This is a genomic window from Anaerotruncus colihominis (assembly GCF_010206195.1).
Lineage (GTDB): Bacteria > Bacillota > Clostridia > Oscillospirales > Ruminococcaceae > Anaerotruncus > Anaerotruncus colihominis_A.
Genome location: NZ_VIQT01000009.1, coordinates 185,175 through 207,467, shown reverse-complemented (window position 1 = coordinate 207,467; position 22,293 = coordinate 185,175). Strand labels below are relative to the sequence as shown.

The 22,293-nt window shown below is 54.0% G+C and carries 25 protein-coding genes and 1 pseudogene; 6 read left to right on the top strand and 20 right to left on the bottom strand.

Going from position 1 to position 22,293, the window contains the following annotated elements; translation table 11 throughout:
• Position 1 precedes the first annotated feature (1 nt).
• The 14 genes and pseudogenes from FMM72_RS05155 to cbiD all read right to left on the bottom strand — a co-directional run bounded on the left by FMM72_RS05155 (position 2) and on the right by cbiD (position 13,055).
• Positions 2-1,054, bottom strand: a complete 1,053-nt coding sequence (locus FMM72_RS05155; protein ID WP_160208714.1) for a pyridoxal phosphate-dependent aminotransferase — start codon at positions 1,052-1,054, stop codon at positions 2-4.
• Between the two features lie 90 nt (positions 1,055-1,144).
• On the bottom strand, positions 1,145-2,113 hold the full coding sequence (gene cbiB, locus FMM72_RS05150; protein ID WP_207710311.1) for an adenosylcobinamide-phosphate synthase CbiB: 969 nt from the start codon (positions 2,111-2,113) through the stop codon (positions 1,145-1,147).
• Positions 2,114-2,119: 6 nt separating this feature from the next.
• Positions 2,120-2,707: a histidine phosphatase family protein gene (locus FMM72_RS05145; RefSeq protein ID WP_162220789.1), complete on the bottom strand. Its 588-nt coding sequence runs from the start codon at positions 2,705-2,707 to the stop codon at positions 2,120-2,122.
• Between the two features lies 1 nt (position 2,708).
• Entirely contained in the window at positions 2,709-3,095 is a 387-nt protein-coding gene (locus tag FMM72_RS05140) for a bifunctional adenosylcobinamide kinase/adenosylcobinamide-phosphate guanylyltransferase (RefSeq protein ID WP_162220788.1), read from the bottom strand.
• Positions 3,096-3,226: 131 nt separating this feature from the next.
• A pseudogene (locus FMM72_RS05135) lies at positions 3,227-3,820 on the bottom strand (adenosylcobinamide-GDP ribazoletransferase); the annotation flags it as partial.
• 83 nt (positions 3,821-3,903) lie between these two features.
• Entirely contained in the window at positions 3,904-4,437 is a 534-nt protein-coding gene (locus tag FMM72_RS05130; protein ID WP_162220787.1) for a bifunctional adenosylcobinamide kinase/adenosylcobinamide-phosphate guanylyltransferase, read from the bottom strand.
• Positions 4,431-5,528 (bottom strand): nicotinate-nucleotide--dimethylbenzimidazole phosphoribosyltransferase, encoded by a 1,098-nt coding sequence (gene cobT / locus FMM72_RS05125; protein ID WP_347561234.1) that lies wholly within the window; start codon positions 5,526-5,528, stop codon positions 4,431-4,433. The genes FMM72_RS05130 and cobT overlap by 7 nt, the downstream gene beginning before the upstream one ends.
• On the bottom strand, positions 5,512-6,888 hold the full coding sequence (locus FMM72_RS05120; RefSeq protein ID WP_162220786.1) for a cobyrinate a,c-diamide synthase: 1,377 nt from the start codon (positions 6,886-6,888) through the stop codon (positions 5,512-5,514). Before FMM72_RS05120 ends, cobT begins: the two co-directional genes overlap by 17 nt.
• Positions 6,878-8,092, bottom strand: a complete 1,215-nt coding sequence (gene cbiE / locus FMM72_RS05115; protein ID WP_243157731.1) for a precorrin-6y C5,15-methyltransferase (decarboxylating) subunit CbiE — start codon at positions 8,090-8,092, stop codon at positions 6,878-6,880. Before cbiE ends, FMM72_RS05120 begins: the two co-directional genes overlap by 11 nt.
• A 10-nt stretch (positions 8,093-8,102) precedes the next feature.
• Entirely contained in the window at positions 8,103-9,335 is a 1,233-nt protein-coding gene (gene cobK, locus FMM72_RS05110; RefSeq protein ID WP_162220785.1) for a precorrin-6A reductase, read from the bottom strand.
• Complete coding sequence (locus tag FMM72_RS05105) at positions 9,328-10,368, bottom strand: cobalt-precorrin 5A hydrolase (protein ID WP_162220784.1); 1,041 nt, start codon at positions 10,366-10,368, stop codon at positions 9,328-9,330. The genes cobK and FMM72_RS05105 overlap by 8 nt, the downstream gene beginning before the upstream one ends.
• On the bottom strand, positions 10,365-11,120 hold the full coding sequence (gene cobM, locus FMM72_RS05100) for a precorrin-4 C(11)-methyltransferase (protein WP_162220783.1): 756 nt from the start codon (positions 11,118-11,120) through the stop codon (positions 10,365-10,367). The genes FMM72_RS05105 and cobM overlap by 4 nt, the downstream gene beginning before the upstream one ends.
• Before the next feature lie 94 nt (positions 11,121-11,214).
• Positions 11,215-11,907 carry a precorrin-2 C(20)-methyltransferase gene (cobI, locus tag FMM72_RS05095; protein ID WP_162220782.1) on the bottom strand — a complete coding sequence of 231 codons (693 nt, stop codon included), beginning with the start codon at positions 11,905-11,907 and terminating at the stop codon, positions 11,215-11,217.
• Positions 11,904-13,055: a cobalt-precorrin-5B (C(1))-methyltransferase CbiD gene (gene cbiD, locus FMM72_RS05090; protein ID WP_162220781.1), complete on the bottom strand. Its 1,152-nt coding sequence runs from the start codon at positions 13,053-13,055 to the stop codon at positions 11,904-11,906. The genes cobI and cbiD overlap by 4 nt, the downstream gene beginning before the upstream one ends.
• Positions 13,056-13,288: 233 nt before the next feature.
• On the opposite strand from cbiD, the gene FMM72_RS05085 reads away from it, so the two are divergent.
• The 4 genes from FMM72_RS05085 to FMM72_RS05070 all read left to right on the top strand — a co-directional run bounded on the left by FMM72_RS05085 (position 13,289) and on the right by FMM72_RS05070 (position 15,894).
• Positions 13,289-13,771, top strand: a complete 483-nt coding sequence (locus FMM72_RS05085; protein WP_160208726.1) for an amidase domain-containing protein — start codon at positions 13,289-13,291, stop codon at positions 13,769-13,771.
• Between the two features lie 268 nt (positions 13,772-14,039).
• On the top strand, positions 14,040-14,408 hold the full coding sequence (locus tag FMM72_RS05080) for a GntR family transcriptional regulator (protein WP_162220780.1): 369 nt from the start codon (positions 14,040-14,042) through the stop codon (positions 14,406-14,408).
• Between the two features lie 2 nt (positions 14,409-14,410).
• Entirely contained in the window at positions 14,411-15,109 is a 699-nt protein-coding gene (locus FMM72_RS05075; RefSeq protein WP_160208728.1) for an ABC transporter ATP-binding protein, read from the top strand.
• Positions 15,103-15,894: a hypothetical protein gene (locus FMM72_RS05070; RefSeq protein ID WP_162220779.1), complete on the top strand. Its 792-nt coding sequence runs from the start codon at positions 15,103-15,105 to the stop codon at positions 15,892-15,894. The genes FMM72_RS05075 and FMM72_RS05070 overlap by 7 nt, the downstream gene beginning before the upstream one ends.
• Positions 15,895-15,945: 51 nt before the next feature.
• Here FMM72_RS05070 and FMM72_RS05065 read toward each other — a convergent pair whose 3' ends face one another.
• From FMM72_RS05065 to FMM72_RS05045, 5 genes are all read right to left on the bottom strand, one after another.
• Complete coding sequence (locus FMM72_RS05065) at positions 15,946-16,839, bottom strand: ribokinase (RefSeq protein WP_160208730.1); 894 nt, start codon at positions 16,837-16,839, stop codon at positions 15,946-15,948.
• A 114-nt stretch (positions 16,840-16,953) separates the two neighbouring features.
• The gene (gene sigG, locus FMM72_RS05060) at positions 16,954-17,724 is read right to left on the bottom strand and encodes an RNA polymerase sporulation sigma factor SigG (RefSeq protein ID WP_162220778.1); all 771 of its coding nucleotides are present in this window, start codon (positions 17,722-17,724) and stop codon (positions 16,954-16,956) included.
• A gap of 166 nt (positions 17,725-17,890) precedes the next feature.
• A complete protein-coding gene (locus FMM72_RS05055) occupies positions 17,891-18,565 on the bottom strand; it encodes a FlxA-like family protein (RefSeq protein ID WP_162220777.1) in 675 nt (224 codons plus the stop codon).
• 158 nt (positions 18,566-18,723) lie between these two features.
• Complete coding sequence (gene sigE / locus FMM72_RS05050; protein WP_201758480.1) at positions 18,724-19,431, bottom strand: RNA polymerase sporulation sigma factor SigE; 708 nt, start codon at positions 19,429-19,431, stop codon at positions 18,724-18,726.
• Between the two features lie 25 nt (positions 19,432-19,456).
• Entirely contained in the window at positions 19,457-20,299 is an 843-nt protein-coding gene (locus tag FMM72_RS05045; RefSeq protein WP_160208733.1) for a sigma-E processing peptidase SpoIIGA, read from the bottom strand.
• A gap of 227 nt (positions 20,300-20,526) precedes the next feature.
• On the opposite strand from FMM72_RS05045, the gene FMM72_RS05040 reads away from it, so the two are divergent.
• Entirely contained in the window at positions 20,527-20,868 is a 342-nt protein-coding gene (locus tag FMM72_RS05040; RefSeq protein WP_160208734.1) for a hypothetical protein, read from the top strand.
• Between the two features lie 72 nt (positions 20,869-20,940).
• Here the strand turns inward: FMM72_RS05040 and FMM72_RS05035 are convergent, their stop codons facing one another.
• Positions 20,941-21,351, bottom strand: a complete 411-nt coding sequence (locus FMM72_RS05035; protein WP_160208735.1) for a DUF3842 family protein — start codon at positions 21,349-21,351, stop codon at positions 20,941-20,943.
• Between the two features lie 191 nt (positions 21,352-21,542).
• On the opposite strand from FMM72_RS05035, the gene larE reads away from it, so the two are divergent.
• Positions 21,543-22,289, top strand: coding sequence for an ATP-dependent sacrificial sulfur transferase LarE (gene larE / locus FMM72_RS05030; protein ID WP_160208736.1), 747 nt, complete (start codon positions 21,543-21,545; stop codon positions 22,287-22,289).
• Positions 22,290-22,293 lie beyond the last annotated feature (4 nt).

Below are 22,293 nucleotides of genomic sequence, written 5' to 3'. Positions count from 1 at the left end.
GTCATATTCCCTCCATAACCGCCCGCATCGCTGCAACCAATTTCTCATTTTCATTATGCATTTTAACCGCTACACGATAGAAGCGATTATCAAGTCCACGATAATTTCCGCATGGACGGATCATGATACCGCGTTCAGCCAGCCTCTGCTCCAAATCCCGACAGGCATTCAGCTTAAAAAAGATATAATTGGCTTGGGAGCCGAACACCACCGCGCCAAGCCTACCGAGCGCCTGAGTTAAATAACCGCGTTCCTGCCGGACAATCTGGCGTGTGCGCGCTACATATCCTTCGTCGGAAAGCGCCGCCACTCCCGCGATCTGTGCAGGAACAGATACATTCCATGGAGGCTCGCATATATTCATCGCGCGCAGCCGTTCCCCATCCGCACAAAGCAAATATCCCAGGCGCAGGCCCGCCATCGCATACAGTTTTGTAAACGCGCGCAGAATCGCCAGGTTGGGATGAGCTGCTAGGAATTCCTTCACTGTCCATGCATCCGGATCGTCGAGAAATGAAATAAAGCACTCGTCAATCAACAAAACCGCCTTACACGCTTCGCAGCGTTTTATAATACGTAAAAGCAACACCCGATCGGCGGCCTGTCCCGTTGGATTATTGGGATTGCAGAGGATCACCACATCCAGCGCAGGATTGATTTTTTTTAAAATGGTTTCCGTCAGCCTGAATTCGTCCTTTTCATACAGCGTATGATACGATATACTGCATCCCACAGCCGCTAACGCGCATTCATATTCTGAAAAGGTTGGCGCAAGCGTCAGCGCACGGCGCGGTCGAAGCGCCTGAACAAATCGAAAAATCAAATCCGCTGCGCCGTTTCCAAAATGAATCCAATCTTTTGGTACCGCCTCATGCTGTGCGAGCGCGGCGGTCAGATCACGGCAGAATGGATCCGGATAATTGTCCCATGCTTCCATCGATGCGATCAGAGCATGCCCGACTGTTTCGGGAAGCCCAAGCGGACTGATATTCGATGAAAAATCGAGCGCCACGCGGCGGCCGTAAAGATCTCCTCCGTGTACCGTTCTGCCCATACAAAACAACCTCCCTCATTCTTTGATTTTTCAAACAGCCCTTACACCCGTACATGTAATCGGTGGATACGCAGTGTGCGGCAACTGTTTTTACAGCAGAATCACAGCCGCCAATCGGATGCCCAAAAATAAAACCAGCGCCAAAACAGAAGCGCCATACATCAGCCGGCAGGCACACATAATGTCCTGCGCGCAGACCGGGCGAATGGAATCCCCGATCGTCGGCTTTTGATGCAAAACACCACCATAATACGCGTCGCCTGCCAGACACACACCCAGCGCGCCCGCGCACGCGGCTTCTGTCTGCGCGCTGTTGGGACTGGCGTGTTTTCTGCGGTCGCGCCGCCAGATGCGCGCGGCGCAGCGCGCGTCCAGCCCAAGCGGGGCAGCCGCCGCAATCATTAAAAGCGCCGATACACGCGCTGGAAACCAGTTGAGCAGATCGTCCAACCGTGCGGACCAGCGTCCAAAGTCAATGTAGCGTTCGTTTCGATAGCCAACCATTGAATCAAGCGTGTTGACCGCCTTATAAAAAAAGCCAAGCGGCGCGCCGCCAAGCGCAAGAAAGAACAACGGCGCAATCACACCGTCGGATGCGTTTTCCGCCACTGTCTCAACGGCCGCCTTTATCACCCCGCTTTGTGTCAAATCCTCGGTATCGCGTCCGACGATCATCGAGACAGCCCGCCGCGCGGCAGGCAGGCCGTCCGCATTAAGAGCGTCGTAAACACGCATGCTTTCCGTACACAGATCCTTTGCAGCGATCAATTGATAGCACATTAAAGCCTGCAAGCACACTGCGAGCCAATGATTGATTTGACCCGCACCCCATAAGAGCAGCCATGCAGCGACCGCGCAGACAACCGGAACCATCAAGGCCAACACCGCTCCGGCCATGCGCCGACCCTTTGGCGCATCGGGAAAAACCCGGCGCAAAAACGGTTCGATCCGTGAAATCAACCATCCGATCAGCCGGACGGGATGCGGCAGCCAATGCGGATCGCCAAAAAACGCATCCAGCAGAAACCCGAGCGCCACCGCCCAAATGCAGTCAAACAAACCGATTCATCCCCCTATTGGCTGAATATCGAAAAGCGCCTGTTCACGCCTCCATGCATCAGGCGTCGTCTTTGCGGCCCATCCGCACAGAGGGGCCGCCTGCCAGGCGTAAAATCCCTGCGCCTCCCGCGCGTTTGCGTATCGCTCCAGGATCGCCATCAATGTGCCGCCATGCGCAACAAATGCGGCGCGCGCGATGTTGTCGCGTAGACTCATGCAGACAGCATTCTCAAACGCCTCACAGCAGCGGAAACGAAACGCCGGCGTGCTTTCACCGTCCGGCGGCGCGTCAAGTTCCCCCGCGATCCAGGCTCGATACTGGCTGTCTGCACATAGCTGCGCATAATTTTTTCCCTCAAACACCCCGAAATCACATTCGCGCAGTCCATCCAGAACAAACGGCTCGCAGTTTCTGAATAACAGCCGCGCCGTTTGCCGGCATCGGAGCATTGGGCTTATATAGACGCGCTCCACCTGTGGATAGCTTGGAATGGGAACAGGCGGTGGTTGCACAATCGGTTCATCGGTGCGGCCAATATAACGTTTTTCCAGATTTCCGAACGTCGGCGCATGCCGGATCAAAAACAGTTCCATATCAGGCGCCCTTGAGGACTGTCGGAAGCCCCGCATAAACGCGTACCACGCGTAAGCTTTGCTCTGCGAGCGCGCAGCAGATGCGTCCAACCTGTTCGCGCCACGCGCGTTCAAACGCATCGACCGGCACAACACCGCAGCCGATTTCATCACAGATCACCGTAAGTTCGGGATGTGCCGCCGCACCATTTAAAACGACCTGCCTCGCATCCTGCCCAGCCTCCATCAGCCGCCGGACCAGCAGATGAAGACGGTCAAGGATAGGCTGGTCAAACGCCGCGTTTAACGGACAAACTTCGCCGTCACAGATATGATCCGATCCTAAGCCTGTCTGACAGAGCGCATAAGCGCGCTTGCCCTGGGCGCGCCCTCCGATGATTAGCGTCATAAGTACCTCCCCCGCGCCGCCGGCGCTTTTGTTCATTTTCAAATCAACAGGATCTGAACCAGCACTGCCGCCATAAGCATTGCCAGTTCGCAAAGCTGCAAAAACCATCCTGCCAGATCGCCAGTGATGCCGCCGAACTGCCAAAGCGACATGCTGCGATACCAGATAAACACAAGTATCGCCGCCGCACAGCAGGCCGCGCCGGCAACCGGCGCACAAGCAACCATCGCCGCCGCACAAAGCGCGGCAAATATTGCGAGGACCGTGCGCACACGCGCCCGGTGCGCCGCGTTTGCGAACTGTGCGGCCAGCCCGCTTGTTTTCGCGCATGGAAATGTTACAACCGAAAGGCCGCTTAATACGCGCGACAGTATGAATCCGATGCAAAGCGCAGCTGTAGCGCGCGGTGTAAATACATGCTGTGTCCACAGTCCGAACAGAACCAGCAGATACAGGCAACAGCCCATAATTGCAAACGCGCCTGTGTGCGGATCCTTGAGAATTTCCAGCTTGCGCTCTCTGGAGGCGTGCGAGGCGAGCGCATCGACCGTATCGCAGAAGCCGTCGAGATGGATTCCTCCGGAAACCAGAACCGGCAGCGCCGTGCAGACAGCGGCCGCAAGAGGCGCGCCGACGTCAAAAAGCCCGCAAAGCCACAGCCAGCACCAGACCGCCAACCCGGTGACAGCCCCGACCATTGGGAAAAAACACATCACATAGCGCATATTTTCCTCACGCCATTCGACACGCGGCATCGGGATGGACGAATACATGGAAAAGGCGGTTGCCAGCGACCGCAAAAGCTGCTTCATCCAGCTTTCTCCCCCTCATTTTTGTGGATGACCGGTATGCCGCAGACGACCTCGACTACACACTGTGCATGCTGCGCGACCGCTCGGTTAATTTCACTGAGAACATCCAAATAGCGCAGCGTCTCGGGTTCATATATTTTGCCGTCTGAAAACAATTCGTTGGATACAATCACCACATCGCGCGCCTGCGCGCACAGCGCATCGACGCCGTCAAGAATCGCACGCACGGTATCTCCGCCCTCGCTGCCTTCACCAAACAGCTCGTTGGCCGCCAAATTTGACATACACTCCAATAAAACGGCGTTTGCCCTGTACGGTAAGCGCAGCCCTTTTAAATCATGATACCGTTCAATCGTGGAAAATCCGCGGCCGGCGCGGGCCGCACGGTGCTTTTCTATGCGCGCGACAGACTCCGCATCAAACGGCTGCATTGTAGCAATATAGACACGAGGTCCGTCGCATGCTGCGGTAAGCCGTTCTGCATATTCGGATTTTCCACTCGCAGCGCCGCCGGTCACCAGTGTCAGCATGATAAAGTCTCCGCGGCCTCGTCAAACGGCTGATAAGCCTCAATGGCGATATCGTCAAATGTACTCATATCCGTATAGACCGCAATCGCCGCGTCCAGCAGGCCGAGCGCCGCGACAGCGCCGGTCCCCTCGCCCAGACGCATCCCGGCTGTAATCATGGGGCGCTTGCCGAGTGTCTCCAACACCATACGCGCGGCAGGCTCGTCCGATAAATGCGTCGCAAGCGCGTATTCGGCGGCGGCGGGACACAGGCGCGCGGCCGCCAGCGCCGCAACAGCGGAGATAAAGCCGTCGATCAGCACCGGGATCTTACAGACGGCGGCTCCGAGAAACAATCCAGTCATCCCGGCCAGATCGAAACCGCCGACCTTTGCGATCACATCTACTGGGTCGTCCGCCTTCGGCCAATTTATTGTGATTGCACGTTCAATCGCATCGATTTTGCGCATAAGTCCCTCTGCGGACAGCCCCGCGCCTCGCCCTGTGACCTCTGCGGGCGAACGTCCCATCAGAACGGAGGCGACGGCGCTTGAAGTGGTTGTGTTTCCGATCCCCATCTCGCCGGTCGCCAGGATATCATACCCGTCGCGCTTGAGCTTTTCGGCCAGCGAAGCGCCAAACAAAAGAGCATCGATCACCTGAGCATGCGTCATCGCTGGTCCGCGCGCGATATTTCCCGTCCCATAGGCAATCTTGTGGACAAGCAAACCTTCAGCCAAATCGCGCGTCACGCCCATGTCAACCGGAAGCACATCGCAGCGCATGGCGCGGGCCATGGCGCAGACGCTCGTTTTTCCGCTGACAAGGTTTTCAGCAACGACAGCCGTCACCTCCTGGCCTGTCTGTGTCACGCCTTCTTCAACGATACCGTTGTCCGCACAGAATACAACGACGCATCTCCGATCCAAACACACCTGCGCTTCCCCTCGGATGCCGGCAATTTCTATCACCGCATCTTCAAGAAGTCCAAGGCTTCCGAGCGGCTTAGCAATGCTGTCCCATCGCCTTTTGGCAAGCGACTTCGCCGCTGCGGACGGCGGCTGGATTGCTGCAAGAATCTGTTCGAGCGTCAAATCAAAGCCCCCTTTCATGATAAGCGCACGCCGCCTCCAGAAAGCGCGCAGCAGCGGACGGATTCCCCGCCAGATAAAGGTGCGGAAATCCGGCATAAACGGACGGTCCCGCATGCACGCAATTCCATCGAAGATCACGGTGCGGCTTCTGCGCTGTAAACGCCGCGCCAATATCCGTACTATCCCAGTAATGAAACGAATGGACACGCAGCGTCTCACCCGTATGACAGAGCATATTGTCGCGGCGGGCTGTCAGCGCCGCGTAACCAAATCGGACGGGCCGGGACGTTTGGAACGCGTCGGCGTCAATGACGCCTGCCATTGGGTACTGTTCTCCGTCTATCCCCTCAAGCGCCCTGTGCAGATACAAAAAGCCGCCGCATTCGGCAATCAGTGGCATCCCATTTTCAACTGCGCGGCGTATGGCGGCGCGCATAGCCGTATTCTCTGAAAGGCGTTTTGCATACAATTCCGGATAACCGCCGCCAAGTAAAAGGCCGCTGCATCCCTTTGGAATTGCTTCATCTTTTAAAGGGCTGAACGAAATCAGACGCGCGCCCATCTCCTGCAAAAGCGCAAGCGATTCCTCATAGTAGAAACAAAATGCCGCGTCGCGCGCGACCGCAATCATTGGAGCATCTGAGGAGAATGCGGCCTCCAACGGCTTAAAGACCAGCGGCGGAGCCGACCGTGCGAGCGCCGCCAGCGCCGCAAGATCGATTGTCTGTTCCGCCTGCGCCGCCAACATATCCAGCTTTTGCTGCAAGTCCCTGGTTTCCTCCGCCGTCACGAGTCCAAGATGCCGGCTTTCAAACATACAGTCCTTCATCGGCGGCAAATAGCCGAACACCGGTACGCCGCAGGTCTGTTCAATTTCACCCTTTATTCCAGAATAGACCGGCGGCGGGCAGCGGTTTAAGAGCACGCCGTGAATCTGACTATTCGATTGAAAGGTCACAAAGCCCTTGACGAGCGCAGCGCTGGATAACGCCATCCCGCGGCAATCCACAATGAGAACCGCCGGCGTGGCGGTCGCGCGTGCCAATGCGCAGGAGGATGCTTCATCTGTGAAGGCTACGCCGTCATAATAGCCCATAACGCCTTCAATCACTGCAAGCTGCGCCAAATCCGCGCTGCGCGCCAGATTGCGGCGCACAGTATCCTCATCGGACAGAAAAAGATCCAAATTGGCGGAATAAATTGTACCAACGCTTTTGCGATGGAACATCGGATCAATATAATCCGGCCCGCATTTAAACGACGCAACCGCCTCCCCGGATTTGAGCCAGGCGCGCAGAATCGCGCAGGTCATGGTCGTTTTCCCGCTTCCTGAGGACGCGGCCGCGAGCAGAAAACGCGCAAGCGGCTTAATCGTCATCTGTATAGCCCCCTGCGCTTAAAATATAAACCGGATTCTGGCCCATCATCATGTGACTGTGCCCTACCGTCCGCGCCTTGGCGACTGTCACCTGTATGATCTCCGGCCCCTCCAGTTCAAATCGCTCAAAACACATCTGGGCTGTGTGTACCGTCTCCAATGTGATGGCGTTGACTACGAAACGCACACAGCGGTTTTTCTCCAGCGCAATCTGTATCATTTCACCCAGCGAGCCGGACGAGCCGCCGATAAATACGGCGTCAGGAGCGGGCAGATCCGCCAAAACCTCAGGCGCGCGGCCGCTGATAATCTCAAGACGGTCGACACCGAGACGCCTCCGGTTTTCAGCGATTAATTCCGCAGCTTCTTCATTTCGCTCTACGGCGTAAACCATACCGCCACGTAATACACGCGCTATTTCCAGGGCGACCGAGCCTGTCCCCGCGCCGATATCCCAAACTGTGTCGTCCTGTCTCAGCCTCAGCTTTGCAATTGATACAGCGCGGACCTCCGCTTTTGTCATTGGTACATCTCCGCGTGTGAACACATCATCCAGCAGTCCATGTGTTACAGGGGATAACGTCGCGCATCTGTTTTCCACCAACATCACGCACAGGGAGGAGAAGGTCTGCCCGGCCAAATCCCGCGCTGTTCCCCGCACGATCCGCTCATCCGCATAGGACAGGCGCTCTCCGACCGATACATGTACTTCTCCAAGTCCCGCCTCTGCCAGATCCTCACATAGTTTTTGCACACTGTTTTCACCGCCGGTCAGTACAAAGGTACGCATGTGGCAGCGCACTTCGGCGGGCAGGCTTCCTCCGCGTCCATGCAGGCTGACGATCTTTACATCATCCCAGGCCATTCCAAGCCGTGCGCAGAAATATTGTAAGCTGCTGATCCCTGGAAAAAAGGTTATCTTTGCGCTGTCAAGCATTTGAGACAGCTTTTTTGCGATGCTGTAAAATCCCACATCGCCGGACGCCAGCACAGCCACCGGTCCGGTTCCGGTATAAGCGCGCAAGGCAGCCTGCGCCTGCTCTGCGGTGTTTGCCTGCGCAGTTTCCACTGCAAACCCGGCAAACTCCTCCAGCAGACGGCGCGCACCGATCAACAGACGGCTTCGGCCAATGGCCGCGCGCGCCTGACCGGTCAGAAGCTCCGGATTTCCCATCCCGGCGCCGATCAAATAAATATCCATCATTTCCCCCAGCTTAATCAAGCGGCTTCTGTTCTTGATTCAAAAGCGCCCTTACACCAGACGTCATCTGTTCTTCCGCCGCCTTATCACCATATATCCCGATCGTGAGTAACGGACTGTCCAGTACCGTTGGAATACAAAACGTTCCTTCCGACGGAGCAGCCGCGCATTCCGCTGGTATCCCAGCGCGATACGCTTCCTTGCAGATTGCCCGATCAATCTCCAGGGTACCCGTTGCCGCGGACACCATCATGTATCCCGTACAATCGCCCTGCATATATGACCTGCGCAGAATAGGAACACCAAGCGCCTCCAATTCCGGCGACGGATGCGCCGAAATAACCGTCAGCGAACCACAATAAGGCAGCAGTGCGGCGGCACGCGCGGCGGCGGCAGCACCGCCGCCAAAAAGCACGATTTTGCTGTTTGTCAAATCGACAAACAGTGGAAACCGCCGCACAGCGGTTTCCGAGCCTTCGGCCGCCATGCGCGGCTGAAGGCTAAAATCGCGCGCCAGCCGCTCCACAAGCTCATCATAAGTCAATCCAACCTCCGTGCGCGGCCGGCCGATCACCACCGCAATCGCACCCGCATCACGCGCAGCCCCAAGCTTTTCAGCGAACCCACCCGCGCCGCCGGACTCCTTTGTCACAACAATCGACGCGCCGATCTGGCGCATCACTGCACTGTTCAGCTCACGCGTAAAAGGCCCCTGCATCGCAATGATATTCTGTATCCGGTATCCGAGCGCCAGACACCGCTGGATTGATTCGACAGAAGGTAAAACACGGGGATAAATCCGTTCCTGATAGTCCGTCAAATGAACAAACGCGTCAAGCTCCTTCACACCGGTGGTCAGCAGGACTTTCCCAGTCGCCGCAGCCAACACCTCGGCAGCCTGCGCTGCATCCTCTACAAAAACACATCCGTCATCAGGCATATTGGACGGCCGAATCAGGCGAAGATAAGGCATCCCGGTTTCTTCACAGGCCGCATGAATATGGTCTGTCGCCAGCACAGCATATGGATGTGTCGCATCAATTACACAATCAAATTGTAGCGATTTGAGCAGCGCCGCTATATCGGATGTATCCAGTCGCTTTGACAGCACTTCAACACCTTCAGGCAGCAGCATTTTGCCATATTCCGTCGCAACACTTGCACAGACGGATGCGCCGCAGGCGTTCAGATACTCAACAAGCCGGCGACCTTCACTTGTCCCGGCAAACACCAGAAAATTAGCCATTGCATCCCCCTGCTTCATCAAAATGTACCGTCCAATCGCTCACGGCAATAGCTGTTGTAACGCCGTCCTTAGCCCATTTTCTGGCAATCAACCGGCCATGGGAAGTGTAGACAGCAGCACGTTCGCACACATTGTCAACGCCTGTAACATCCTTTACAAAAGAGGATGGCGTAAAACATCCTTCAACCGCCGCCAAATCAGATGCAGACACACATTCCAGCGGTAAACCGCGTGAAGCGCAAAACGCCTGGATACATGCTTCGTTTTCTTTCATATCAATCGTTGCAAGCCGGCAAACCGCATTCTCCGAAATCCCTGCGCGTGAAAGCGCATTTAAAACAACCTGTTCAAAAGCATTCAAAGCAACGCCTCTACGGCAACCAACGCCCACCGTTACAATCCGCGGCTCCAAATGAAGCGTCTGTTCAAACGGGTTTTGGCGCCTATCCAAGGTTACACACACGCCAAGCGGAGCAGGACCTTTTATGAAGCCCGCCGGCAGCGTCCCGGCCACAGGGAAATCACTATAAAATCCAACTGGCTTTTGGTCAAGCAGCGCAGCCGATACCGCTTTGGCCAGCCCGCGCTCACAGATGAATAAATTTTGTTTTACAGCCCACACATCGACGGCAAACAAACCCGATAAATCCGTCGCCGTTGAAATGACAGGCGTACCGCCGACAGCCGCCGCAACCTGCGACGCCAATTCGTTCGCCCCTCCGACATGTCCGGAGAGCAGCGCGACTGCAAACTGACCTCGTTCGTCGATGGAGACGACGGCGGGATCTGTCATCTTATCGCGGATATACGGCGCTATGGCCCGCACCGCGATTCCACACGCGCCCACAAAAATGATTCCATCGCCGTCAAACGCTGCACGCGTCCATTCCGAAAGAGCATACTGTTCCTTTGAAACGCCGCTTTTTCTCACGTGCATATCCAGCAGTGTGTGTCCGTTTTTCTCCAATGCCCCGGCGATCCGCACCGCCAACTCCGATCCCGCTGCCGTAAATGCGACGATCGACAACCTCATTGACCAGACTCCCGGAATCCATGTGCAAAGGTTGGATCATAAAGCCTGGAACGGTTATACTGTTTTCCAAGAAAGTCGCCAATCAGAATCAAAGCAAACCGAGAAATTCCATGCGCACGTGCAAGCTCCGGCAATTCGCCGATGGTTCCAACCACCCGCTTTTCATCAGGCCATGAAGCCTTATAAACGATCGCAGCCGGCGTATCCGCCGCGTATCCGCCTTCCAGCAGGCGGTCGCGCAACCCTTCCAGCATACCGGCGCTTAAAAAAACAACCATAGATGTATGATGTGCCGCAAGTGAAGCGATTTCCTCACGCGCCGGCACAGGCGTCCGGCCCGCCATCCGTGTAATAATTACGGTCTGCGACACATCCGGCAACGTATATTCCGTGCAGAGAGACGCTGCCGCGCCACAGAAGGAGCTGACGCCCGGAGTTACATCATATGCGATTCCTTCTGCGGCAAGCTGATCAATTTGTTCACGGATTGCGCCATAAATAGAAGGATCTCCCGTGTGCAGCCGCACGGTTGTTTTTCCAGCGGCTTCCGCTGCTTTCATAACCGAAAGCACTTCCTCCAATGTCATTTCGGCGCTGTTGTGAATTTCACAAGCAGGCTTTGTATCGTCAAGCAACGCAGGATTTACCAGCGAACCCGCATAGATAACAACATCCGCCTGTGTCAGCAGACGGTGTCCCCGCAACGTGATTAAATCGGGCGCGCCACAACCAGCCCCAACAAAATGAACCATACCAGGCCTCCTTTTTATTTCTTTGTTATGTTAAAACGACCTATGGCCGCCGGTTTCTCACCGAAACCATGCAGCAGCAAACACGGCCAATATCTTAGCAATCCTTCACAATCACAATGGAAAGATATTCTCTTGAATTGTCCCATTCATCCAGGCTGTAAAATACCCGCTCTCCAGGCAGCCCGCACCTCTGTACCACCCGGGCGTCTGTCCTCCCGCGCGCGCGCAGCGCGTCGATGGTTTGTTCCAGCGTTTTTCCGGATTTCATCAGCACCTTTGTGCCGGGCAGATCAAGCGACTCCGCGACTTTGCCATAAGCCGCCGGGATCAAATGCACTGGCAGTTTTGGTTCTGTCAGGCTTTCGCCAAGACACGCAGCCGCCGCGCAGAAGGACGGTACGCCCGCTACCATCTTTGCTGTATAACCGCGTTTAACCACCCGGTTGTGCAGATATCCATAGGTTGAATAAATCGAAACATCCCCAATGGTCAAAAAGGCGACATCACATCCCTCCTCCAGGTAAACTAAAACCGTTTCAGCAGCCTGCGCACGCGCTTTTTCCAATACAGCCGCATCATGTGTCATCGGCATATCGAGCGGCACAATTTCCTTTTGCAATAGCTCTGGAACAGCAGCGCGCGCAATTTCCAACGCAACCTGTTCCCCATCCTTTGAGGAGCGCGGCACAGCAATCACATCGCAGGCACGGATAATCCGCACCGCTTTTAAGGTCAACAGCTCTGGATCTCCCGGTCCGACACTGACGCCATAAAAAATTCCACTCATGGTTGTTCCTCCATATTCCAGCGCATCCGCTCCATCATAGAATGCGCTCCGTCTGTCATGCCAAGCACGCCGCGCGCATTGGAAAAAATCACAAGCTCCGCCGGCAGAGTGCCGGCGCGTCTGGAAAGATGTATGCCGGCCTGTGCAGTGACACTTTTTATAACCGCGTCAAACACGCCGGCCTCCTCCAAAAGATCAACCGCAGCATCCGTTGTTACACATCTCATCAGATTCGTACAAACGGAACGCGAAGCACCCGCAAGCGCGGCATGCGCTGTCAAAATCTCCATACGCGCGTCCGCTGTGCGTGAATGCGTGTCAAATATCCCGCCTGCCAGTTTAACCAGTTTACCAATATGGCCTACAAGCAGCAGACCCTCAAAGCCAAGCCGCACCGCACAGTCGACAGCTTCCCCGATATAATTGCTGCAAAGCACCGCCGGGCCGGGCAGATGAAGCGCCTGGCCTGCAAACATCTCTCCATAATTGCCCGGCGTAACCAGCAGAGGACCTGCATGTTGCCCCCGGCGCACCTTCATTTCTACGCGGATTGTATCGATCAGGGCTGCCGTGCTCATAGGCTCCACGATACCGGTTGTTCCCAGAATCGAAATGCCCCCCACAATACCGAGCCGTGGATTGAAGGTCCTCTGTGCGATTGCCTCTCCATCCGGAACCGTGATCTCAATATACGCACCGGCGCGGCCGCTGCGCCCGCCGTCGGCGAGCGCCTCGCGCGCGCAGCGCGCGATCATCAACCGCGGAACGCGGTTGATGGCGGCCGCGCCCACCGGCTGGTCAAGCCCCGCGCATATCACCCGGCCAACCCCCGCGCCGCCTTCAATTACAATCTCAGGCTTGTCCGTCAATCGCACACTTGCATAGATCAGCGCGCCGTCTGTTACATCGGCATCGTCGCCTGCGTCTTTGCGCACCGCACAGCGGGCAAAGCCGTCGCCATATGACGCGTCCTCAACTTCCAGCAACAGACGGATACCGTTTGGCGTTGTGATCGCCACCTGTTCAACCGCTTTACCTGAAAGCAGCATGGCTGTTGCGGCCTTTGCGGCGGCGGCGGCGCAGGCGCCTGTTGTAAATCCGCAGCGCAATTCCTTCGCACCGCTGATCACATAGCGTTCCAGCGCCATATTCTCACCTCCGCAGCCGTCTGAAAACACAAAAAGCCATCCCTCATCAGCCAGCGAGCGAATGGCATATGCATCCCGTCAATGGGATCTTGCGGGATTGCCCGCGAATGTATTAAAGTTTAAAGGAATTAAGCTCAAAAGTCAAGCGCTCTAGCTGACACGGGCATATCATAAACTAAACAAATGCATCCTTATGCCGGATGCGCAAAGTATCATGTTCGGGAGGTTTTTCAATGACAAGCATGTCATATAACCGTGAAAAAGCCGTCGCCTATGCAGAGGAATGGGCCTTTCGCCGCAACCCACGCTATCTGAGCTTTGATGGGATCGGCGGCGACTGTACCAGCTTTATATCCCAATGCCTTTATACCGGAAGCGGCGTTATGAATTATACGCCGGTTATGGGGTGGTATTATAACAGTGCTTTTGACCGTGCGCCCGCTTGGAGCGGCGTGCCTTACCTTTATCAGTTTCTGAAAGGAAACCAGTCTGTCGGTCCCTTTGCACATGAAGCTTCAATCGAGAGTCTGGAATTGGGAGATATCATTCAGCTTGGCGACGCGTCGGGCAAATGGTACCATTCCCTACTGGTCTGCAAGGCGGGAGCAAATCCGTATGTAACAACACATACCTTTGATGCCTGGATGCGTCCGCTCTCCAGCTATACTTATGCCCATGCGCGCGGGCTTCACATCAAAGGCGTGCGGAATTGGTAGCGGCCAACATCTAAGAACCTGTATTCACAGTCGCCACACGCTGTCCATGCGGGGCTTTTGCCCCCGCTTAGCGTTAAATTTTCTTGACGGGCGACAGCCTGCCTGCAAAAATTTTCCTTGATCAGGTGTAAAACTCCTCGCCTGCCCAGCATCCTCCGGCTGTGAATACAGGTTCTAAAATTCCAAATTAGGGGTTGACATCTGGAAAGATTCGTCGTATCATTGTATTAGTTTATTGATACAATATGATTTATGGGGGGCTGACAAATTGGTATGGGAACTAAAAAATGACCGACCGATTTATGCGCAGCTGATTGATCAGATCAAGCTTCGGATTATTTCCGGCTTCTATCACGCAGGCGGCCGCTTACCATCTGTCAGAGATATGGCGTCGGAAGCTTCCGTCAATCCAAACACCATGCAGCGGGCGCTTGCGGAGCTTGAACGCGACGGGCTTGTTTACACGCAGCGCACAAGCGGACGCTTTATCACTGAAGATACCGAATTGATCCGTCAGGCAAAGGATTCTCTTGCCATGGAACAGGTCAGGGAATTTTTCCAGAAAATGAACGCGCTTGGCTATGATACAGCGCAGACGATTACGCTGGTTGAAGCCGCTGCGAAGGAGGTTATTTAACTATGGACGCCATTCTGTCCTGTCACGGGCTGAGCAAATTTTATGGCAATGTCTGTGCATTGAGCAACGTCAGCCTGAATGTTGGCCGCGGGCGTATTGTCGGTTTGCTTGGCCCCAATGGAAGCGGAAAAAGTACGCTTATGAAGCTGATTAACGGCCTGCTGACGCCTTCGACCGGCTCTTTGGAGGTTGCCGGCCTGCCGATTGGCACCGAAACGAAAAAAATTGTCTCCTATCTGCCGGAACGCACTTATCTCAACGATTGGATGCGGGTCTGTGATATCATCGGATTCTTTAAGGATTTTTACGCCGATTTCAACGAATCAAAAGCATACGATATGCTTTCGCGTTTGAATATCAATCCGCACGACCGCCTGAAAACCATGTCGAAGGGAACCAAGGAAAAGGTTCAGTTGATTCTGGTCATGAGCCGTGAAGCCCAGCTCTATCTGCTCGATGAGCCGATTGGAGGCGTCGACCCAGCTGCGCGTGACTATATTCTGAATACGATCCTCAATAATTACAATGAGCGGGCCACCATCATTATTTCCACACACCTGATCTCCGATATTGAACAAATTCTTGAGGATGTAATTTTCATCAATCGCAGTGAGATTGTGATGGCGGCCTCGGTCGATCAGATCCGCGAGGAAAAAGGCATGTCTGTCGACGCGCTGTTCCGGGAGGTATTCAAATGTTAGGAAAGCTTTTAAAATATGAGTTTCGGGCGACCGGCCGGCTTTTTCTTCCGCTTTATGGAGCTTTGATGATTTTTGCTCTGATCAACGCTCTGCTCCTGTCGTTCCGGGAAGTGCCGCAGCTTCCCGCCGTTCTGGCAATGCTTGTTTATGTCCTTCTGGCAATCGCAATCTTTGTTGTTACCTTTATTGTCATGATCCAGCGGTTCTATAAAAACCTGCTCTCCGATGAAGGGTACCTGATGTTCACGCTGCCCGTCAAAGCATGGTATCATATCCTGTGCAAGCTGATCGTCTCTACCGTATGGTTGATTGTCAGCACCGCGATTACGCTGTTTACGATTTTTATTATGATGTTCAATGCCGATCTGTTCCGCGCAACAGTCAAGCTTTGGGATATCGTTATGTCGGGTTTCCTGCTTTATCTCGGGCCGCAGGAGATATTGACCATCCTGGAATTTTTTGTGACGATGTTTATTTCGGTCATCGGTTCCATCCTGGCGATCTATACGGCGATCTCGCTTGGACATTTGTTCCGCCGTCACCGTATTTTGGCGGCTTTTGGAGCTTATATTGTACTTTCGATCGTCTCGTCTTTGCTTGCGCAGCTTGTATATAGGTTATTCGGAACCTTCCGTATGCTTGCGCCAAGCGCAACGCTCGCCGCACAGGGCGCCTGGCTCTTGCATCAACTGCTATATCCCGGCCTGATTGTTACAATCATTGAGTGCGTCCTCTATTTCCTGATTACAAATTTTGTACTTTCCCGTAAATTGAACCTTGAATAAAACGGAAGGAACGCCCAGGCGGCACAAAGCCTGGGCGTTTCTTTTTTCACCTTATTCCTGTTCCAGATTAGCGTCCAGCACATCAGCACGATATGGGATAGAACTGGTCGCGCCTTTTTTGGAAACAGCAATCGAAGAAGCGATTGACGCCAGGCGCAGCGTTTCATTCATCGGCAAATCGGCAAGCACACCCGCCAAAAAATAGCCGGTAAACGTATCGCCTGCGGCTGTTGTATCGACGACAGGCACCTTGTAGATACCGTGGCGGCATGTCTGCTGCGCATCCTGATAAACGACGCCAGCCTTTCCCAGCGTCAAAACGACACGGGATTTCGGATAATGATTTCTGAATGCCGTCAGGATTTTTTCAGGCTCCTTTTCACCGGTGATCTGCTCGCCCTCGACCTCGTTCATCAAAAAGATTGTTACCTTGGAAAGGTCGCATTTGCGCATCTCATCGTCAAACGGCGAGGGATTGAGCGCGATGAGCATGCCCTTTTCATAAGCGCGGTCTATCAGATAGTCGACAAGATTGATCTCATTCTGCAAAAGCAGCAGATCTCCTTGGTCAAAATGCGAAAGCACCTCATCGACGAACGCACGATCATTCTGACGGTTCGCACCTGCAAACAGCACAATGCTGTTCTGCCCCTTTGCGCTGACCTGAATAATCGCATTGCCTGTACGCTCCTCCACCGTTTTAACAAATCGGTGATCAACGCCGTTTTGCTTGCATGTATCGATCAGCATACCGCCGTCGGCCCCGACCATGCCCGCATGGCAGACCTGTGCGCCGGCACGCGCCAAAGAGATGGACTGATTGAGTCCTTTTCCGCCCGGGAAAACCTCAAGCTTTGTCGAAGTGATCGTTTCACCCGGCGCCACAATGTGATCAAGCGAATAGGTGTAATCATAATTGAGAGAACCAAAATTGAGTACCTTCAAGGCGTTTCCTCCCCATCTGTTTCTTTGGACCGTGTGCGAAAAATTTGGTAATTTCTCTGTTTTCAAACATGCTCCAATGGTTCTATCTTAGTCGAAACAGGAAGGATTGTCAATTCAGATATGTTTTTTTACCCAGTCAAGCGCGCCTTTTTCAAGACGCGATACCTGCGCCTGTGAAATACCAATTTCCCTGGCGACCTCCATCTGTGTTTTGCCTCCAAAAAAGCGCAAAGACAAGATCTGTTTTTCACGGTCGCCCAGATTTTTCATTGCCTCGCGAAATACAATTTCATCCATCCAATCACTTTCACTATTTTTGTCGCCGATCTGATCCATCACATAAATGGTATCGCCGCCATCGGAATAAACGGGATCGTACAACGACATCGGTTCGACAATTGCCTCAAGCGCGAGCACAACATCCTCCTTTTTCGCCCCCATCTCCTTTGCGATCTCCTCAACTGTCGGCTCCTTGGAATTGCGGTTGATCAGCGCCTCCTTGGCCTGCATCGCTTTATACGCCAAATCGCGCAGAGAGCGGCTGACACGCACGGAATTGTTATCACGCAGATGACGGCGGATCTCGCCGATAATCATTGGTACGCCATAGGTGGAAAAGCGGACATTCTGATTTGGATCAAAGTTATCAATTGCCTTGATCAGCCCGATACAGCCGACCTGGAACAGATCGTCAAGATTTTCACCCCGGTTTGTAAATTTCTGTACAACACTTAAAACCAGCCGCAGGTTTCCATTGATCATTTCCTGACGGGCTTTTTGGTCGCCCTGCCGGATCCGTTTCAGCAGCTCTATCTTTTCCTTTTCCTTCAAAACAGTCAGTTTCGATGTGTTGATCCCGCATATTTCCACTTTGTTATAATACACGCTCGCACCTCGTTCAGACAAATCATTCTGAATTCAGTATGAGCCATCCACAGGAAAAACATGCGCTTACCAGAAATTGCTTGGTTTTTATCCTCCGGAGCGGCAGTAAAAAAACGGAAAGAACATCCCTCTTCGGATGTCCTCCCCGTTTCATTCCGGATTCTATTTATGCCCAGGTATCGACGTGTTTTTCGTCCTTCTCCAACGCGCCGTCCTGTTTTTTATCGGTATCCTGCTCCCCGTTCTTTTGAACGGACGTATCTTTTTCTTCTGTCTTGTCAATGTCATTTATATCGGCGAGCCGGCCGCCAATTTCGCGATCCAGCGAACGGATGCGGTCTTTCAGTTCCGCCGCGTTTTCATAATTGATCTCAAGCGTGCTGCCCAGATTCACAGTGTCGCTTTCATTCTGCGCGGCCAGCACCTTCGCCTGACCCTCCAGGCTGATGCGCACCGTATCGAGACGCTCGATATGCTTGATATCCAGATCCGTCGCAACCAGCGCGCCCGCTGTCTTTTCATCGATTGACGGCTTATTTTCATCTACGCTTCGCGTTTTCTCCGGCTTCTGCTCAGCGGCTTTCTCAGCCTCCTTCTGACGTTCCTCGCGCAATTGCTGCTGACGCTGCGCGAGCTGCTGCTGGAGCGTGTCAAGCTGCGTCTGAAGCATCTCGCGCTTCGCTTTTTTCTGATCATCAGTCAAATCCCGGCTGCGGTTCACCTTTTGGATTTCCTGCTTGACCTCTTTAATCTTCGTTTTGATGTCCATTACAACCTGATCCTGCGAGCCGCCCACATGCGAATTGCTGCGACCCGCCGCCGAAACCGCGCTGATATTCATTATGAAACCTCCTCTGCCGAAATACAAATCCCTTTAATAACATTGTTCGGCAACCCCTGAAAAAAAGAAAGCTATATCGCCAAATTTTTCTTACAGGCTGTAGATCGTATCAAGAAAGGCCGGTTCCATCCCTTTGCGTGTAAGCGTCCCGCACACGGCTACATCGTCTTTTCAAGATCCTTTTTCAGCTTTTTAATGATTCTCTTTTCCAGGCGGGATATGTAGGACTGTGAAATACCGATGATATCGGCCACCTCTTTCTGCGTCTTTTCCTCCGCTCCCAACAGCCCGAACCTTAACTGCATAATCATGCGTTCGCGTCCGTCCAATCGATCGATGGCGCCGAGCAGGAGGTTTTTTTCCGCCTCGTCCTCAATCGGCCGGTTGATACTGTCCGGATCTGTCCCCAGGATATCGGAAAGCAGCAGCTCATTGCCGTCCCAATCAATATTGAGCGGTTCATCAATCGAAATTTCGTTTTTGTGAGACTGGTTCTTTCGCAGGTGCATCAGGATTTCATTTTCAATACAGCGCGACGCGTATGTTGCAAGCTTGATATTCTTCTGGGGACAGAAGGTATTCACCGCTTTGATCAGCCCGATCGTACCGATTGAAATAAGATCCTCCACACAGATGCCGGTCGATTCAAATTTCTTTGCGATATAAACAACCAGCCGCAGATTGTGGACGGTCAGCGTCTCCTTGGCCGCCTCGTCGTGTTCCTCAAGTTTGCGGAATACAATCTGTTCCTCCTCGCGGGAAAGCGGCGCAGGAAGCGTTTCAGGGCCGTTGATATAGTCGATGCGCCGCCGCCACAAGCGAAACCGCCATATAATCCTGTCAATCCACAGCCGCAGTCCACGCAGCCAGCCCGCCACAAATACCACCATATTAAACACACCTCTCCCCTTGTGATACCATCCGCTCGTCTGCTATCAACTGCGGATTGATTAACGCCTGATAATCGCCGCGGATTGGCTCGCGGCTAGCCGCTATGTAAACGTCGCAGGTCCGCAACGTTCCCGCCGAACCCTCGATCAGCACCTCGTCCGGCCGGAACCCCTCAAGCGCGCCCTCCCCCATGATGGTCATACAGGGGATCACCCGGAAATTTGTTTTGCTCTCCGGGCGCACACGCCTGGCAATCTCACCGTCGCAGACAATCACCGGAGCGCCTGAAAACGGCTCCTTGAGACTGCTTCCCGTATCCGCCAGCGCCTGGAATGATACGCTTCTGCCATCTGTGTAAACCGTAACATGATAGAGGCGCTTTTCATGGATACGTCCGAGAAACAGCCTCTCAAAAACTGTCAGTACAAGATAAGCGGCGCCGGTCGCTGCAATCAGTACCAAAGCAGAAATGTTAAAATAAACGACGCCATTATAATAGAACATTCCGGCCGGGGCGAGAACAATTGACAGCGCCAGCATCAATCCTGCGAATAGAAAGCTCACTGCAAAGGTTACAAAGACCGCTTTCACAAGTTTTTGCCACGGCTTTATGCCAAACGCAGCAGCCGCCATTGCTACAGCAAGAAACAGCTTATACAAAAACTGAAACCAGAATCCTATGTACGGAAGGAAAATGACCAGAGAGCCGGCCGCCCCAAGCAGCGCCGCAAGACTCATGCGCCCACGCCCAGCGGCTGAACCAAGAATACGGCGCGCTGCCAGGAGCATAAACAGATTGACAATATAATTCACAACAATCAAAACGTCGGCATACACTGTCATAAAGCATATCGCCCCTTCCTGCCGCCCGCCGGACCGCGTGCTTCTATTATAGGGAGCGGACAAGTTTTCTTTCTGTCGAAACCGAGGGGACAAATTGAATTCTGTCCGGCCAGCGGGATAACAAGTTTGCGCCCACCCGCATACAATGGGAAGGAACAGCGATTGCAACTTCCACTGTGAGCTGTACTTTGAATATATTCATTCTTAGACAAAAGGTGTGATTATCAATGATTTGTGGCTGCAACAACAGAGCCCGCTGCGGCTGTGCTTCCGCGCAGGCACGGACGAACGACAATGCCCAGACAGCAAATGGCTGCGCCGTCCGAACCAGGGCCAACGACTGCCGGATCCGTCCGGTCAGCGGCTGCCCGACCCATGCGAACGACTGCACTTGGTATCCAATCGAGGAAGAGTGCGGCGCCGACCGCGCCATGCGTATCTGCCGCGACCAGAACGGCTGTGCCGGGCTTTATCCGGCCGATTGCCGCAATACCTTCTGGCCCGATTTCGCCCATCCGCGCTGGCTCTGCTGCCGCGATCTCTATTGTGCGAGAAGACGGGGCTGCTGAGGACTGTTTGAACGCTTTAAAAAAATCCCGGCGAAACAATTGTTTCGCCGGGATTTTTTTAAAGCCTGTGCGTTACTGTACAGCCAGAGCGCAAACGGTTTCGACCGCTTCATCAATATATTTGGCAAGCGGCTTCTCCTCGACGCCAACAATACAAAGATGTTTTTTCGCCGCTGGAATCAGCACCTTTGCCGCGCGGCTGTCTGCAACCGCACATGCGATCGCGGGTGAAATTTCCCCAAACATCGCATTGGCCAGCACGATTCCCAACGGGCCGACGATCACATGCGCGCGCGCGCAGTTATATACAACCGCGTTCTCCCCTGTCGCGCCGGCATGTGCGCCGGCTTTCATCATATTGGCGGTTGCCATCGCGTTTGTCCCGACCGCAAGCACCTCCGCTTCGGGCAAAGCCGCGCGCAGCCGTTCCACCAGGCTCCGGCCAATTCCGCCTCCTTGCCCGTCAATGACTACAATCCGCATCCTTTCATCCTCCCTTTACTGGTACAGTATACCATAACCACGCCAAGAAGAAAAGCGATTGACAAGCCCGCATTCCTATTGTAAACTAATAGAGGAATAAACGCCGCAGAAGCGGCGCGGTAAACCAGGAGGTTCACGTGCAAGTGGACCTTTTTTCTTTTTCGATCCGGTTTTGACAGAAAGGGATTGTTATGCGCCTATCAGACTTTTTTGCAGAGCATCCACGTCTGGCCGTCGCCTTTTCCGGTGGGGTTGATTCGGCATATCTGCTTTATGCTGCCAGAACAGCAGGATGCGACGTACATGCTTATTTCATTCACTCGCAATTCCAGCCTCAGTTTGAGCTTGACGATACGCGGCGTTTCGTCGAAATGTTCCATGTCCCGCTGACTATTCTCGATTGCGACGTTTTATCCGACCCGGCGGTTTGCGCCAATGACGCGCTGCGCTGTTACCACTGCAAGCGCGCGCTGTTTACGCGCCTCTGGCAGGCCGCGCGCACTGACGGATTCAAGGTTCTGTGCGATGGGACGAACGCCTCCGATGAAGCCGCCGACCGGCCCGGTATGCGCGCGCTCAAAGAATTGGACGTGCTTTCTCCGCTGCGTGTCTGCGGACTTACAAAAGCGGATATCCGCGCGCTGTCCAAACAGGCCGGGCTATTCACGCATGACAAACCGGCGTATGCCTGCCTTGCGACGCGCATCCCAATGGGGACGCCTGTAACACAGGACGCGCTGGGACGGGTTGAGCGCGCAGAAAACGCGCTGTTTGAACTCGGTTTTACCAACTTGCGTGTACGTGTTTTGGATAACAGCCGCGCCAAGCTTCAGGTACCGGCCGCACAGTTTACGCGCATCGTTGAACTGCGCGAACAGATTTTATTGGCGCTTTCTCCCGACTTTGAGGATATTTCGCTCGATCTGCGGGCGCGTTGACAGG